The organism is Moorella sp. E308F (assembly GCF_006538365.1).
Classification (GTDB): domain Bacteria; phylum Bacillota; class DSM-521; order Neomoorellales; family Neomoorellaceae; genus Neomoorella.
This window is the reverse complement of the sequence record NZ_BJKN01000001.1, coordinates 966,158-982,074: the sequence shown is the minus strand read 5'-3', so window position 1 is coordinate 982,074 and position 15,917 is coordinate 966,158. Positions and strand designations below refer to the sequence as shown.

Genomic DNA, 15,917 nt, shown 5'->3' with positions numbered 1-15,917 from the left:
TGCCCCCGCGCAAAAAGTAAAAACCGCCTCCTCAGGGGCGGTTTAATGTCGATGCGCTTCCCTTCAACCTTTTCACAGCCGCCGCGATGTCTCGTGCCGTCAGGCCATACTTTGCCATCAGCTCGTCCGGCTTGCCGGACTCGCCGAAGGTGTCGCGGATGCCGACCATGGCCAGGGGAACGGGTTTTTCCGTGGCCAGGACCTCGGCCACGGCGCTCCCCAGACCGCCGATGACGGTGTGTTCTTCGGCCGTCACCACCGCCCCGGTGGCCGCCGCCGCCAGGACAGCCTCCCGGTCCAGGGGTTTGATGGTGCTCATGTTGACGACCATGACTTCCAGACCCGCTGCCGCCAGTTCTTCCGCCGCCTTCAAGGCCTCATGGACCATGACGCCGCAGGCGATGATGGCCGCATCCTTCCCCTGTCGCAGGGTATGAGCGCGGCCGATCTGGAATTGATAATCCGCGTTATAAATAACCGGTATTGCCGGGCGGCCAAGGCGCAGGTATACCGGCCCCTGGTGGGCGGCGGCCGCAAAGACGGCCTGCCTGGTTTCTTCGCCGTCGGCCGGAACAATGACCGTCATGTTGGGTACGGCCCGCATGAGGGCGATGTCTTCGATGGCCTGGTGGGAGGCCCCGTCTTCGCCTACGGTGAGGCCGGCGTGGGTGGCGGCGATCTTAACATTTACTTTGGGATAGGCGATGCCGTTCCGCACCTGGTCGTAGGCCCGGCCGGCGGCAAAGACGGCAAAGGTGCTGGCGAAGGGGATCTTGCCGCTCAAGGCCAGGCCGGCGGCCGTGCCCATGAGGCTCTGCTCGGCAATGCCCATATTGAAAAAGCGCTGGGGAAATTCTTTGGCGAAATAAGCCGTCATGGTGGACTTGGATAAATCGGCATCCAGGACTACCACCTGTTCGTTCTGCCGTCCCAGTTCCACCAGGGCCTTGCCGTAGGCTTCCCGCGTAGCAATCTTGGTCATATATATCTTCCTCCGCTAAATTTTAGGCCAGCTCGGCCAGGGCTTTTTCTACTTCTTCGGGCTTGGGGGCCTTGCCGTGCCACCCGGCTTCGTTTTCCATGAAGCTGACCCCTTTACCCTTGATGGTTTCGGCAATAATTACCGCCGGTTTGCCCTTCACTTCCCGCGCCCATTCAAAAGCGGCCAGGATCTGGCTGAAATCGTGGCCGTCAATGGTCTTTGCTTCCCAGCCGAAGGCGCGGAATTTATCGGCCACCGGCTCCGGCGACATGACGTCTTCTACCCGGCCGTCAATCTGGAGATGATTGTGATCGACAATGGCCGTCAGGTTGTCCAGGCGATAGTGGGCGGCGGCCATGGCCCCTTCCCAGACCATGCCTTCTTCCAGCTCGCCGTCGCCCAGGAGGACATAGACGTGGTAATCCCGTCCGTCCAGGCGGCTGGCCAGGGCCATGCCGTTGGCTACCGCCAGACCGTGGCCCAGGGAGCCGGTGGAAACCTCCACTCCCGGTAGGGCCTTACGGTCCGGGTGGCCCTGCAGGGGGCTGCCCAGCTGGCGCAGGGTGGTGATCTTCTCAAGCGGGAAAAAGCCCCTTTCCGCCAGGGCGGCGTAAAGGACCGGGGCGGCATGGCCTTTGGAAAGGACAAACCGGTCCCGCTCCGGCCAGTCCGGACGAGCCGGGTCCAGGCGCATGATTTTAAAATAGAGGACCGTCACAATTTCTACCGCCGATAACGACCCTCCCGGATGGCCCGAACCGGCCGCGCCTACCATCCTGATAATATGCCGCCGCAACCGTCGCGCCGTGGCTGTTAATTCCTGGTAATCATTAAGCAAGGGTTATCATTCCTCCTGCGTAAGTTGAGATGGGGTAAGCTGGAGGGGGAACGCTATCCGTCCATGAGGGGCCCCTCCCGGCGCCGTTACCTGCGCCACTGGCGAAATCCTTCGCCCAGAACTTCATGGACATTGCTGACTATGACAAAAGCCTCCGGGTCAATGGCCGCCACCAGGCTTTTCAGACGGCTGACCTCGGACCGCTGCACCACCACCAGTAAAACTTCCCGTTCCTTGCCCGTATAAAGGCCGCGGCCAGCCAGGCCGGTTACGCCGCGGTCCAGCTCTTCCATTACCTGCCGGGCTATAGTTTCGGCATGATCGGAAATAATAATCGCTGCCTTGGCATAGCCGCCGCCCTCCTGGATGGCATCAATGGCCCGGCTGGTTAAAATCAGGGCCAGGAAGGCATACAGGGCCAGTTCTACATTAAAGGTGAGGCCCGCCAGGCTGATTACCAGGGCATCAACCAGGAGCAAGCCCACCCCCGAGCTTATATGGAGAAAATGGCCAAAAAGAAGAGCCGCCAGGTCGGTACCACCGGTGCTCCCGCCGGAGCGGAAAACAACCCCCAGCCCCACACCGCTCATGAGGCCGCCGTAAATAGAGGCCAGCAGGGCATTGGCCGTAGGCGCATGGAGCCACAGGGCCAGGGCGTCGGTAAATACGGAAAGCATAATGGTACCGTAGAGGGTCTTGAGGCCGAAGTTCCAACCCAAGACCTTAAGACCTGCCAGGAAAAGGGGAATATTGAGGACCAGCATGGTCAGGCCCACCGGCCAGCCGAAGACATAATGGAGAACTGTGGCCAGACCGCTGACGCCGCCGGCGGCAATTTTATTGGGAACCAGGAAAAGCACCAGTCCCAGGGCGGTAATCAAGGTACCGGTTGTAATGCCCAGGTAGTCAAGCCATTCCTTGCGCCGCAAAACCACTTACCCCCTGGAACGTTATTACTTTTCGTCAGAAAAAGTCATTTTCCTGCCCGGCAACAGCAATTTAGTCTGCTCCATACTCCCGCTGCCTAATCCTGCCAGATAATGGCCCCGGCCGGGCAAACTTCCCGGCAGCAGCCGCAAAGATCACAGTCAGCCGTTATCCGGAAAAAAGCGGCCGGATTTCCAGGGGAACCGGTCATAACCCCGTCGGCATCTCTCTCCTGGGAATTGCTGCCGCTGTTACCATGGGTACTGCCGTCCTCTACAATTGCCTGCCGGGGGCAAACAACCGTGCAGTCACCGCAGGCAATGCAGGCATTGGTTATTCTGTAAGGCATGGCCATCCCCCCGCTTTTTACCTCCATTGTTCGCCTTTACAGAAGACATTATTCAATCACGGCCACCCCGCCACATGGCCGCCAGCAGCCACAAAAGCATTAAACCGGCAGCGCCAAAACCGATCTCCAGGGTGGGCAGGCGGAAGAAGAGGCTATTCCCCGGCGCTCCCAGGGCCGTACTGATAATCAGGCTGGCCATGATGATGCTAAAGGCCAGGAGGACTACGCTCATGGTTAGTTTATTAATAATCCGGTCAATCTGCCGCACCAGGGAGCGTAAATTGAGGAGTTCAATTTTAAGGGTTAATTCTCCCCTTTCCAGCATTTCCACAATATGCTGGAGCTGGCGGGGCAGGTGCTGCAAAATCTCCCAGGTCAAAGACAGGTTATCAACCAGGGCCTGCCAGAGGGCCCCGGCGCTGAAGCGCCGACGTAAGAGTTCCCGGCCATAGGGCTCGGCCAGCTCGGCCAGTTCCAGGGTGGGGTCCAACTCCCGACCCAGGCCTTCCAGGGTAATGAGGGTCTTGGCCAGCATAGTTAGTTCCGGCGGCAGGCGTAAACGATATTTGAAGGCCAGCTTGAGCAGCTCTTCAACGGCCCGGCCCAGGCTGATCTGGCTTAAAGCGAGGTGGTAATAGCGATCGCGCAGGGTTTCAATGTCATGCTTCAAGGCAGCCCTATCCACCCCGTCCGGCACCACGCCCATGGCCAGAAGGGTCCGCAGGACATCCTGGCTGCGCCGGCGGATGATGCCCAGCATCAGGTTGACAAACTGCTCCTGGCGCTCCTCGCTTAAAACCCCCATCAGGCCAAAATCCATGAAGACAATCACTTCCCCCGGCAGTACCGCCAGGTTCCCCGGGTGGGGATCGCCGTGGAAAAAGCCATCCACAAAGATTTGCTGGTAAATGGCCCGGGCCAGATTGATGGCTATCCGCCGGCGGTCATAACCCCGCCGGTCGATTTCTTCCAGATCGTTTAGTTTTACCGCCTCTACATATTCCTGGGTAAGCACCCGCACAGTGGTATAATCCCAGTAAACGGCCGGAATATAGACCTGGGCGTTGCCGGCCAGGTTTTCCCGCAGGCGATCGGCATGGCGGCCTTCCCGGGTATAATCGAGTTCTCCCTCCATGGATCGGGCAAATTCTTCTACCATCCGGGTGAAGTCATAGATCTGGCCGTAAGCCGTATGGCGCTGGGCCAGGCGGGCCAGGTCAAAGAGAATTTCCAGGTCCACCCGCACCTTTTCTGCTATACCCGGCCGCTGGACCTTGACGATGACCTGGTCGCCCCCGGGCAGGGTGGCCCGGTGCACCTGGCCAATGGAGGCGGCCGCCAGGGGCTCGGGATCAAATTCGTGAAAGAGCTGTTCCAGGGGCTGGCCCAGCTCCTTTTCTACCATCTGTTTAACTTCGGCGAAGGGAAAAGGCGGCACCCGGTCCTGGAGGCGGGCCAGCTCGGCAATGATATCCGGTGGCAAAAGGTCGGGACGGGTGCTCAAAATTTGCCCCAGCTTGATAAAGGTAGGACCCAGTTCGGCCAGGGCCAGACGCAGGCGCGCTCCCGGAGATATGGGGGCTTCCCGCCGCGGTCGCCTTAAGATTAGCTCGCCCAGCCCCAGCTGGTCAAGGAGATAGCCAAAACCATAGCGGGCCAGGACATTCACTACCTGGCGGTAACGGTGCAGGTGAATATAGCGGCGCCGCAGGGACATAGGCTTAAGCCTCCATTTAGTTTAAAAGCCCGGGCTGATACAGCACCGGGCTTTGTCTTTTAACTGGCCCGTTCCAGGGCTTCATGAAGAAAATCCAGCAGCAGTTTGTGCTCGCCGCCGGTTAAATTTTCGATCTGCTCCTGGAGGCGGCTTAAATAAGCAGCCAGCTGTCCGGCCAGGTTACCCTGGGGCAGCATATTGGCGGCCAGGCCCCATCCCGTACCCGTCGCCAGGAGCAGCCCGGCCTCCGGTCGCGGCGCTTTTTTGAGGGCACTGCGCACCAGCTGCAGGGCCTTTTCCCCCAGGGATTTTAAATACACCAGCAGGATAGTCAGGGTGTAGGCGCTGGTAATTACCGGATGGGCCTTGCCGGGCATCTCATCTAACAGTTCCCGCGCCACCCGACCGGCCTCCCTGGGTAAGAGGTTGCTTAAGGTTTCCAGCAACCTGGAGCGGGCCTCCTGCCAGTCGAGGGCAAAAGTAGCATGACTTTCGGCCAGGGGGGTCGGAACAAACATAATCATGGAGCGGCCCGGCGTTTTTTCGTTACTGTTGACGACATACTGCCGTTCCAGGAAACCTTCCTTCTCCAGCTCCAGCAAGACATCGTAGGCTGTCCACTTGCTGACCCGCAAAGCTTTAGCTACGGTAATATAATGAACTGGCTCCCCTGTTTCCTGGTAGATTTCCCTTATTCTCTCCAGGAACTGGGTTCGTCGTCTGGTAAGCATAGGCGTCCCTCTCCCATAACTTGCTACCCCCAGCATATCCTTTTATTTCCCGGCTGTCAATTCTTTTTCTGCTTCCACTGGATGGCGTTCCTGCCAGATTCTATCGGCAACTGCGGCCCAGCGAGCGGCATTGGTATCCAGGTAAGCGCCAATGGGTCCGCTTAAGGCCGTTTCCGCCCCCGGGTGGGTAGGTCTGGCTCCTGTGGCGGCAATGATCTCCCTTAAGGCTCCGGGTACGTCGATTAAGGGGCAGGGACGCAATAAATTATCGCTGAAGGGCTGGCGCTGCTGGTAGGCCCGGAAGAGGGGCGACTGGAGCACCTCCATTAAACTTTTTTCTTTGATATTATCCAGGGAGAAGTGGATGAAGGCGCAGGGTTCTACATCCCCGCTGGCGGTAATATGGAAGTAGCGGCGGCCGCCGGCGATGCAACCCAGGGTCAGTTCGCCGTCATTCCAGAAATCGGCCAGCTGCAGGCCTTTGTGGTTGCGGATATAGGCCACGCGCTCCACCAGGTAGGCCCGCTGCTCGGGAGTGATCATGAGCTCAGGATTGGGTTCCCGGCCGATGGGAATGTAGTGGAAACTCCAGCCGTAAACAACACCCTTCTCCAGCAGGAAATCAATAAAGGCATCGCTGGTCACTTCCTCGACGTTTTCCCGGGTAATGGTAAGGGAAACGCCGAAAACCAGCCCACGTTCCCTCAAGGCGTCCATGGCCTTCATGACCCGGTCAAAGACGCCTCTACCCCGGCGGGCGTCGGTGCGTTCCCGCCACCCTTCCAGGCTGATGGCCGGCGTAATGTTGCCCACTTCCACCAGGCGGTCGGCAACGGCGTCATCAATCAACGTACCGTTGGTGTAGAGCATGAAGGCCATATCCGGGTGCCTTTCAGCCAGTTCAAAGAGGTGGGGCCAGCGGAAGGGTTCGCCCCCGGACATGGCCATCCAGTAGATGCCCACTTCTTTGGCCTCCCGGCAGAGGCGGTCCACCAGGTCCAGTTCCAGGCTGTCATGGTGGGCATACTCCCCGGCCCAGCAGCCGTGGCAGCGCAGGTTGCAGTCGCTGGTGGGGTCCAGAAGGAAAAAATTGGGGATATGGACCCCCGTCTCCTTTTCCACCTGCTGTTGGCGAGGGATACCCAGGAGCATGGCGTTGACAAACCAGTTGTAAATAAGGCGCTGCTTGACATTGGGGTGCAGGTTAAAAAGGCGGTTCACATAGGCGTGGATGCTGGGGTTTTGCCGGTAAGCCTCCAAGACTTTGGCGATCTGCTGCTTATGTACCTCTTTCCGGGCCAGCATCCGGGCCACATGTAAGAGGCGGGGGAAATTCTCTTCTGGATTTTTTTCCATGTAACCGAAGGCTTCCCGTAAAACTTTTTCGGCCACGTACCTTTTGGCCAGGTCCAGGTTGGCACGCACAGCGACCATTACTTAACCCCTCTCCTTTCCTGGTATAGTTTCCTTTAGCAATGCCCAGAAACCCAAATATTATACCCAAAAGACCCAAATGACCCAATTTCATCGTACACTAAACCGCCCGCCATGTCAAGGTAAAAGCCCGGCTTTAAAAGCCGGGCTTTTAGCCATTCTGGCGCCGCTGCCAATGTAAATAGGCGTGGATAAAGGGGTCAAGCTGGCCATCCATGACGGCCTGGATGTTGCCTGTTTCCACCTCGGTACGGTGATCCTTGACCAGGCTGTAGGGGTGAAAGACGTAGGAACGAATCTGGTTCCCCCAGGCTATCTCCCGCTGCTCACCCCGGATCCGGGCCAGCTCCTCCTCCTGCTCCTGGCGTTTCAGGGCCGCCAGCTTGGCCTGGAGGATTTTCATGGCTGCAAGGCGGTTGGCGTGCTGAGAACGCTCGTTCTGGCAGGTAACGACTATGCCCGTGGGCAGGTGGGTAATGCGCACCGCCGAATCCGTCTTGTTGACGTGCTGGCCACCGGCACCCTGGGAGCGAAAGGTATCGATCTTTAAATCGTCGGGATTAATGACCACTTCCTCATCGGCCGTCACCTCGGGGATAACGTCGACGGAGGCAAAGGAAGTATGCCGGCGACCGGCGGCGTCAAAGGGTGAAATACGCACCAGGCGGTGGACGCCCTTCTCGGCCTGGAGATAGCCATAGGCATTCTCGCCCTTGACGAGGATGGTGGCGCTTTTAATCCCCGCCTCCTCCCCTTCCAGGTAATCCAGGAGTTCCACCTGGTAGCCATGATCTTCGGCCCAGCGGTTGTACATCCTGAGGAGCATGGCGGCCCAGTCCTGGGATTCCGTGCCCCCGGCACCGGGATGCAGGGAGAGGATGGCATTGTGGCTGTCATAGCGGCCGTTCAAAAGGGTGGCCAGGAGCTCTTTTTCTACCTGGCTTTCCACGGCCGCCAGTTCTTTGGCGATCTCTTCCTCCATGGAAGTATCTTCTTCGGCCAGGGCCAGCTGCCAGAGTTCACGGACGTCGGTGTATTTCCTCTCCAGTTCCTGGTACCGGGCCAGTTTCTCTTTAAGGTAGTTGAGGCGTTTGCCCACAGCCTCGGCCCGTCCCCGGTCTTCCCAGAAGCCGGGTTTAAGCATCTCTTTTTCCAGGCGCTCTATTTCTGCCGCTGCTGCTTCCAGGTCAAAGGGAAACCCTCAATTCTTCCAGCCGCCGGGCTAAATCCTCCAGGCGGCCTTTATAGTCCTGTAGCATGGCTGATCACCTCTAGAAAACTATTTTTTGACGGGAAGGCTTTAATTTGGAGCGAGCGAGCTTAAACCGAGTGGCAAAGCGGCCGCAGGCTGTGCCGGAGAGCGAGGGCGGGGCCGAGGACAGCGAGGCCTTCGGCCGGATTCTAAAGGCAAGGATGCCGAATAGGCCGGGAACCCCGCCCGAGCCGAAGGCTGACCCAGCACTCAACTCGCAAAGGTTTTGTTAGCGAAGAGACACCTATTACAAATAAGTTGAGTGCTGGGCGCTCCACAAGGGCCACGGAGCGAGCGAAAATAAAGCCAGCCCCTCACTTCCCTGCCCCGCAGCACTTTTTGTATTTTTTGCCGCTGCCGCAGGGGCAGGGGTCGTTGCGGCCGATCTTTTGCTCCCGGCGCACCGGCTGCCGCGGCCCTGTTTCTTCTCCGGCATAACGGTTTTCTACCACGTGACGGGGCCGTTCGGTCTCCGGCTGGACAACCTTGACCCGGTAGAGATAGCGGACGACGTCTTCCTGGATGGAGGCAATCATGTCGTTAAACATCTGGTAGGCCTCAAACTTGTAGGCTACCAGGGGATCCTGCTGGCCGTAGGCCCTGAGACCGATGCCGTGGCGCAGCTGGTCCATGGCGTCCAGGTGATCCATCCACTTGATGTCCACTACCCTCAAGAGAACCAGGCGCTCAATGGTGCGCAAATTTTCCGGACCCAGTTCTGCTTCCCGCTGCCGGTAGGCCTCCATCGCCTTTTCCCTTAAGAACCCGTAGACTTCTTCCTTTTCCATTTCCCGGATGGCCTGGATTAGCGCCTCGCGGTTGCAGTTGGGTAAAAAGAGCTGTTCGGCGTAGTCCAGCATGCCGGCCAGGTCCCACTCTTCGGGGTACTTGCTCTCGCCGGCAAAGCGGTCGACGGTCCGGTCTACGACGGTGTTAATCATGTCTTCAATAGTTGGGCGCAGGTCCGCGCCGGTTAAAACTTCCCGCCGCTGGCGGTAAATAATCTCCCGCTGCTTATTGATGACGTCGTCATATTCCAGGACGTGCTTGCGGATGTCAAAGTTATGGGCCTCCACCTTTTTCTGGGCCTGCTCCAGGGAGCGGGACACCAGCGGGTGATCGATGGGTGTCGTGTCATCCATCCCCAGGCGGTCAAGAATCCCGGTTAAACTATCGGAGCCGAAGAGGCGCATCAAGTCGTCTTCCAGGGAGACGTAAAAGCGGCTGGAGCCGGGATCGCCCTGGCGGCCGGCGCGGCCGCGCAGCTGGTTGTCAATGCGCCGGCTTTCATGGCGCTCGGTGCCGATAATGTGGAGACCTCCCAGGGCCACGACTTTTTCCCGTTCGGCTTCTGTCTCCTTTTGGGCCTGGGCCAGGAACTCCTGGTAGGCCCGGCGGGCCGCCTCTACCTCCGGGTCTTCTCCTTCCACTTTAAACCCGGTTGCCGCGGCAATCACTTCCGGGCTAAAACCGGCCTTCCGCATCCTTTCTTTGGCCAGGGCCTCCGGGTTGCCTCCCAGGATGATGTCGGTACCGCGGCCGGCCATGTTGGTGGCAATGGTCACCGCGCCCAGCCGGCCGGCCTGGGCAATAATCTCGGCTTCCTTTTCATGGTACTTGGCGTTCAGTACCTGGTGTGGTATGCCCCGCTTTTTTAGCATCTCGCTCAGGCGTTCTGATTTTTCAATAGAAATGGTACCCACCAGCACAGGCTGCCCTTTAGCATGCCGCTCGCAGATCTCGTTTACTACCGCCTCGAATTTACCCTTTTCCGTCCGGTAGACGACATCAGGGTAATCCTTGCGGATCATAGGCTTATTGGTGGGAATCACCACCACATCCAGGTTGTAAATCTTCCGGAACTCTTCTTCCTCTGTGGCTGCCGTGCCCGTCATGCCGGCAAGTTTACGGTACATCCGGAAGTAGTTCTGGAAGGTGATGGTCGCCAGGGTCTGGGACTCCCGTTCAATCTTGACGCCTTCCTTGGCTTCAATGGCCTGGTGCAGGCCTTCGCTGTAGCGCCGGCCGAACATGAGGCGCCCGGTAAATTCATCGACGATAATAACCTGGCCGTCCTTGACCACGTAATCCCGATCCCTTTTCATCAAGGTGTGGGCTTTGAGGGCCTGGTTGACGTGGTGGGAAAGCTCGATATTGGCATCGTCGTAGAGGTTGTCCACCCCCAGCATTTCTTCCACCCTGGCCACCCCGGCTTCCGTCAGGGTGGCTACTTTGGCCTTTTCGTCCACTGTATAATCTATTCCCGGCCTTAAACGGGGTATGATCCTGGCCACGGTATAATACATTTCCGTGGGCTTTTCGGCCATGCCGGAAATAATGAGGGGCGTACGGGCCTCGTCGATTAAAATGCTGTCCACCTCGTCGACAATGGCATAATTCAGCTCCCGCTGGACCATCTCCTCAGGATGCAGGGCCATATTGTCCCGCAGGTAGTCAAAACCGAACTCGTTGTTGGTGCCGTAGGTTATATCGGCGGCATAGGCTTCCCGCCTGGCGGCCGCGTCCAGACCGTGGACAATCAGGCCTACCTTCAGCCCCAGGAAGCGGTAAATACGGCCCATCCACTCGCTGTCCCGCCGGGCCAGGTAGTCGTTGACGGTGACAATATGCACCCCACGTCCGGTGAGGGCGTTGAGGTAGGCGGGCAGGGTGGCCACCAGGGTTTTTCCTTCTCCGGTCTTCATTTCGGCAATGCGACCCTGGTGGAGGACAATTCCACCCATGAGCTGGACATCAAAGTGACGCTGGCCCAGGACCCGCCTTGAGGTTTCCCTGACCACGGCAAAGGCCTCCGGCAGCAGTTCATCCAGGCTGGCGCCGTTGTCCAGCCGGCGGCGAAACTCGGCCGTTTTGGCCTGGAGGTCGTTGTCCGCAAGGGCCTGTATTTCCGGCTCCAGGGCGTTGATAACCTCGACCTGACGGCTTAATTTTTTTATCTCCCGGGCATTATCATCAAGCAGATTACGCAATATTCCCAGCATTAATTTCGTCACCTCAATACAAAAGGAACCATAGCGGTTCCTTTCCATAAAGGATAAACCTTATCGTCTATATTGTAACATGAATCGGGCCCAGGAGCAATTAAGGTTTGGCCTCGCCTTCGGAATTTTTACCCTGCCGGCCTGTATCCACAGGAGCGGCACTTAAGGGCCTTCAAGATAGCCTCAGCGGCAGCCTGGCGGTCATCCTCTTTAACCAGGGCCACACCGGCCAGGTATTCATATCCTGCCTGGCTAACTAAAACAGTAACGCACACGACGGCCCGGCGATGGGCTACTTCCACCAGCAGTAGATCTTCCAGGGCCAGATGCCACATGCCGCAGCTCGACTTTTCAATGGCATTCAGGGTAGCATCTGCCACCAGCCAGAGATGGCGCGCCGGCGTATTGGGCCCGCAGGCATACCCCTGGTAGATAGCACCACCAAGGCCGGCTTCCAGTTCAACTGTTGCCTCGGCTTCCAGTCCCCGGGTAAAGAGATTTATGCTCACAACGCGCAGGGGTATACATGTTGCTCGGTAAGGGGCCTTATCTTCAGCCACCTCTCCCGTTAACTCCCGTCCCTCTACCTGGACTACACTGATCTTTTTATGGTCGACGGTAACTCCCAGCTGAATAAGAAGGGCCGATTCTACGTCGCGGACAATTTGTTTGGGATTACGGTTGCTAGCGGTCATGATATGTATTTCACTGATAGTCCCATCTGGAGCTGTTACCAGCCGCGCCCCCAGGACATCCTTTATCTGGCAGATTACCCTTTCATAAGCGGCAACCCCCGGTGCCTGCTTCGCCTCCGCCAAATCCCTCACCTATTTCTCTAGTTTCCGGATCTATAATTCGCGGGCGGGATAAAATTCCCTGCTAAAAAAGGGAAAAGTACGGACAAAAAAGAGAGATATTGTTAATTTGCGACCAATATCTCCCAAAATCACCAGATTTCTTTTGTTATTGTATCAATATTCCGGCTCAATTAAACCGTAGTTACCATCCCGGCGGCGGTAAAGGACGTTAACCTCTTCCGTTTCCGCATTGGAAAATACAAAGAAATTATGTCCCAACAAGTTCATCTGCAGGATGGCTTCTTCCACCGGCATGGGTTTGATGGGAAAGCGCTTGGTCCTGATTAATTTCGGCTCGGGAGTGACTTCTTCTGGATTTTCGGCCGGTAGCTCCTTTATGGTGCCGTTCTTCAGCTTCCTGGCCAGTTTGGTTTTATATTTTTCAATTTGCTTTTCCAGCTTTTCTACTACCAGGTCAACAGACCCGTACATGTCACCGGTAGCCTCTTCCCCCCGCAGCAGGTAGCCATTGAGGGGAATAGTTACTTCCACAACATGGGAGTCCCGATTCACTGATAGATTAACCTGGACCTCATCCACTCCTTCCAGGTACCGCTGAATTTTGCCCAACCTTTTTTCGATATACTGTTTTAAGGCGTCGGTTACCGGAAAGTTTTTGCCGCGGATGACGATCTTCATCCTTCACAAGCACTCCTTTCTGGTCCGTATAGATATTATTCCTGACAGGAAGGCAAATTCCTGCCTCCTGCCCTTAAAATACCAGCAAGGCCCCGGCACAAGCCGGGGCCTGGTAGGCTACAGTTTAATCACATTGGCTGCCTGGGGACCGCGGGGTCCTTCGACAATATCAAATTCCACCGCCTGCCCCTCAGCGAGGGTCTTAAAACCTTCACCCTGGATGGCGGAGAAATGTACGAAGACGTCCTTGCCGTCTTCCTTCTCAATAAAACCGTAACCTTTCTCCGGGCTAAACCATTTAACCTTGCCCAACATCCTGTCAGCATTCCTCCTAAAATATTCTCCCTTGAGGCCGGGAGCACCCTCAAGCAATTCCATCTTAACATGGTTATAGTTGGCTGTCAAATCATTCTCAAAAGAATTTGCCATATTTTGGTTGTCGAAACCTACTTTCGTAAGCTTGTTTTTTAATCCCTAAACCTGTGGATAAAGTGGATAACTCTGTTAATAAGTTGCAATCTCTGCCCTGGAACTGTGGAAGGAAATGTGGAAGGCCTAAAATTTTGTCGATATAAGCATTCGCTATGACTATCTATGCTGAAAAGCAGGGAAGATTTTCGATCCCCGTAGCCAGGGTAACTACAGCCACACCGGCGGCTCCGGCAGCCAGCAGGGCATGGGTACAGGCGCTGGCCGTTGCCCCGGTGGTCAGGACATCATCCACCAGGAGCAAACGGCGGCCTGTTATTTTACGCGGTGCTGTTACCTGGAAAGCGCCGGCTAAATTCTGCCACCTGGACCTCCGGGAAAGGTTGACCTGGGGCGCCGTTTCCCTGATCCTGGACATTACATCCCCGTCAACCGGCAGGCCCAGCTCCTGCCCCAGGGCCAAAGCCAGGAGCTCAGCCTGGTTAAAAGCCCGCATCCGCAGGCGGGCACCGGTGAGGGGGACCGGAATTACCAGGTCAGGACGTCCCGACCCCAGTTCCCTGACAACTACCCCGGCTAAAAGGCGTCCCAGGGGGTTGGCCAGGGAGCGGCGACCCTGGTACTTGAAGGCCCAGATCATTTCTTTCAATAACCCCTGGTAAGGGCCCGCAGCCCGGGCCCTCTGGAAGGGGGGCAATTCCTCCCGGCACTGGCGACAGGTCGTCTCCTTTCCCAGCGGCAGGAGGCGGCCGCAGTAAAGGCAGGGACGGTAGTGCTGCCGCCAGGCCAGGAGCTGCTGCCGGCAGGCGGTACAAAAGCATCCCCCGGGGGCCGGCCGGCCGCACCAGACGCAGGATTTAGACCGGGGAAAGAGCCAGGAGAAAAGCATAAGACGCCTCCCCTCACTTCTCATCAGCCAGTAAGTAACCCCGCCGGCGGGCGAGATGGTTGAACTCCTGGATCTGGCGGCGGGCTGCGGCCATGGCCGGGCTAATGCGCCTGGCCAGAAACCATACCCGGCCGGTGGGATAGGCCGACGAGCGCCCGGCCCGCCCGGCCATCTGGATCAGGGTATTGACAGTAAAAACCCTTTCTTCATCGGCATAAAGGACCAGGACATTAAGGCGAGGAATAGTAATCCCCCGCTCCATAACAGTAGTCGCCACCAGCACGGGAAACTCTCCCCGGCGAAAGGCGGCGATAATTGCATCCCGCCTGGGGTGGGCGGCATAACAACCCTGTACCCAGGGCCGGTTGGGGTCCGGCCCCGGGCGTTCCTGTAAGAGCCAGGCAACCACTTCTTCTACCAGTTTAACAGCCGGGACAAAGATAATGAGCCGGGCCTTTTCCGCCAGGGTCTGGTCCAAACAATTGACCAGGAAGCGAGGGAGATGCCTGGCTCCAGGCTGGCTTAAAAAAGGGTCCCGGAGGAACTCCGGTACAGGCAGGGGATGGCCGTGGTGCCTGGCCGGCAGATAAATCACCTTGACCTGCCGGCGCCTCACCCGGGCTATCAGCCCGGGCGGTGGGGTAGCCGTCAATAATAGGGCCTGGCCGTCTTCCCGGCGGGCCCGTTCAACAGCATAATAAAGCATGGGGTCTTCGGACAGGGGAAAGGCATCGACTTCATCGAGAATTACCAGGTCAAAACGACGGTAAAAACGTAAGGATTGGTGGGTGGTAGCCAGGATAATGTCGGCCTCGCCGAATTTACCCGAACTCCCGCCATAGAGGGCAAGGATACGCAGCTCCGGCCAGATAGATGTTAGCCGTACCTGCAGCTCCCGGATAATCTCCCGGCGGGGACAGGCATAAAGAATGGTTTTCCCCAGGCTCAAAGCCGCGGCAATAGTCCCGCAGGCCACCTCCGTTTTACCGGCGCCGCAGGCGGCCCAGAGTAAACACTCCTTTTCCCTTCCTTGGAAAACAAAGTTTTCTGCTTCCCGGCAGGCGTCCACCTGGGCCGGTGTCAGGGTAAACTTGAGCCGGGGACGGGCCTCCCGGCCGGGCCTTCCCGTTGCCCGCCGGGCCGGCCAGGGACGGGCATACAGGGGGCGGCAACGGCGGGCCTGTCCCATGGTAAGGCACCCTTCACAGACAAGGCAGTCCCCACTCCCGCAGGCACTGCAGGCTACCTTTAATAACCTGGAGGCCTGACCACAACGCCGGCAGCGGGGCTCACCATTGGGGTCATAACCAACTCCCGGCAGGAGGGTTACCTCCCCCGCCAGGTAGAGCCAGTGAAGAAGGTCTTCCAGGGGAGTAGTTACTACCCCTTTATTTTCCGCCAGGGCCATGGCTATTTCTTCCCGCCAGAGGATCCGGCCGGCCAGTTTTTTTTGCACCAGGGCCAGCTCTGCTTGCGCCGGTGCCGGGCGGGGGGCGGGCAAATCATTAACCGGGAAAGGCCAGGGAGGCAGGCCCAGTTTCAACCGGGCTTTGTTTATCAGGGCCCTGGCCTCCTGCCACGGCGGCTCTCCATTTAAAGGCAGATAGCGCTGCAGCCATTCGCATAAAAAAGCCGCCGTACCCAGGGGTAATGGCGGCGTTAACAACGAAAACTGCCGGTAGCCGTATTGCAGCCAGAAAGTACGGTCCAGCCCGGGGTTATGGCTGATCCCCACCCGGCCGGACCGGTCTCCCCAGGCCAGGTATACAAATCCCTGCCAGTAAAAAACCGGGGTATAACTCCCCTCCACAGTCATCCCCACCTCCTCGGAAATAACCTGAAGTGATTCCTCCGAAAATAATCCTGTCACA

Annotated in this window: 14 protein-coding genes; all 14 read right to left on the bottom strand. The window is 57.7% G+C overall.

The features are described 5' to 3' along the window. Nucleotides 1-31 precede the first annotated feature (31 nt). The 14 genes from E308F_RS04925 to E308F_RS04860 all read right to left on the bottom strand — a co-directional run bounded on the left by E308F_RS04925 (nucleotide 32) and on the right by E308F_RS04860 (nucleotide 15,862). Nucleotides 32-982, bottom strand: coding sequence for a transketolase family protein (locus E308F_RS04925; protein ID WP_141263802.1), 951 nt, complete (start codon nucleotides 980-982; stop codon nucleotides 32-34). Nucleotides 983-1,004: 22 nt separating this feature from the next. Further along, entirely contained in the window at nucleotides 1,005-1,820 is an 816-nt protein-coding gene (locus E308F_RS04920) for a transketolase (protein WP_141263801.1), read from the bottom strand. Nucleotides 1,821-1,906: 86 nt separating this feature from the next. Then, complete coding sequence (locus E308F_RS04915; protein ID WP_373995948.1) at nucleotides 1,907-2,755, bottom strand: YitT family protein; 849 nt, start codon at nucleotides 2,753-2,755, stop codon at nucleotides 1,907-1,909. A gap of 89 nt (nucleotides 2,756-2,844) precedes the next feature. After that, a complete protein-coding gene (locus E308F_RS04910; RefSeq protein WP_141263799.1) occupies nucleotides 2,845-3,096 on the bottom strand; it encodes a 4Fe-4S dicluster domain-containing protein in 252 nt (83 codons plus the stop codon). A gap of 52 nt (nucleotides 3,097-3,148) precedes the next feature. After that, complete coding sequence (locus E308F_RS04905) at nucleotides 3,149-4,813, bottom strand: ABC1 kinase family protein (protein WP_141263798.1); 1,665 nt, start codon at nucleotides 4,811-4,813, stop codon at nucleotides 3,149-3,151. Between the two features lie 59 nt (nucleotides 4,814-4,872). Continuing rightward, nucleotides 4,873-5,544, bottom strand: coding sequence for a hypothetical protein (locus E308F_RS04900; protein WP_141263797.1), 672 nt, complete (start codon nucleotides 5,542-5,544; stop codon nucleotides 4,873-4,875). Between the two features lie 42 nt (nucleotides 5,545-5,586). Next, on the bottom strand, nucleotides 5,587-6,978 hold the full coding sequence (locus E308F_RS04895; protein WP_141263796.1) for a radical SAM protein: 1,392 nt from the start codon (nucleotides 6,976-6,978) through the stop codon (nucleotides 5,587-5,589). Nucleotides 6,979-7,129: 151 nt separating this feature from the next. After that, nucleotides 7,130-8,237, bottom strand: a protein-coding gene (gene prfB / locus E308F_RS04890; protein ID WP_141263795.1) for a peptide chain release factor 2 whose coding sequence is annotated in 2 segments (ribosomal slippage) — nucleotides 7,130-8,167 and nucleotides 8,169-8,237 — 1,107 coding nt in all. Because the reading frame shifts where the segments join, the coding sequence is not laid out codon by codon here. Between the two features lie 307 nt (nucleotides 8,238-8,544). Beyond that, complete coding sequence (gene secA, locus E308F_RS04885) at nucleotides 8,545-11,232, bottom strand: preprotein translocase subunit SecA (RefSeq protein WP_172613827.1); 2,688 nt, start codon at nucleotides 11,230-11,232, stop codon at nucleotides 8,545-8,547. A 128-nt stretch (nucleotides 11,233-11,360) separates the two neighbouring features. After that, nucleotides 11,361-12,059: a hypothetical protein gene (locus tag E308F_RS04880; protein ID WP_216364446.1), complete on the bottom strand. Its 699-nt coding sequence runs from the start codon at nucleotides 12,057-12,059 to the stop codon at nucleotides 11,361-11,363. A gap of 144 nt (nucleotides 12,060-12,203) precedes the next feature. Continuing rightward, nucleotides 12,204-12,728: a ribosome hibernation-promoting factor, HPF/YfiA family gene (gene hpf, locus E308F_RS04875; RefSeq protein WP_141263792.1), complete on the bottom strand. Its 525-nt coding sequence runs from the start codon at nucleotides 12,726-12,728 to the stop codon at nucleotides 12,204-12,206. Between the two features lie 117 nt (nucleotides 12,729-12,845). Continuing rightward, nucleotides 12,846-13,043: a cold shock domain-containing protein gene (locus E308F_RS04870; RefSeq protein WP_054936189.1), complete on the bottom strand. Its 198-nt coding sequence runs from the start codon at nucleotides 13,041-13,043 to the stop codon at nucleotides 12,846-12,848. A 277-nt stretch (nucleotides 13,044-13,320) separates the two neighbouring features. Next, the gene (locus E308F_RS04865; RefSeq protein ID WP_141263791.1) at nucleotides 13,321-14,046 is read right to left on the bottom strand and encodes a ComF family protein; all 726 of its coding nucleotides are present in this window, start codon (nucleotides 14,044-14,046) and stop codon (nucleotides 13,321-13,323) included. A gap of 13 nt (nucleotides 14,047-14,059) precedes the next feature. Then, nucleotides 14,060-15,862: a helicase-related protein gene (locus E308F_RS04860; RefSeq protein ID WP_172613826.1), complete on the bottom strand. Its 1,803-nt coding sequence runs from the start codon at nucleotides 15,860-15,862 to the stop codon at nucleotides 14,060-14,062. Nucleotides 15,863-15,917: the final 55 nt, after the last annotated feature.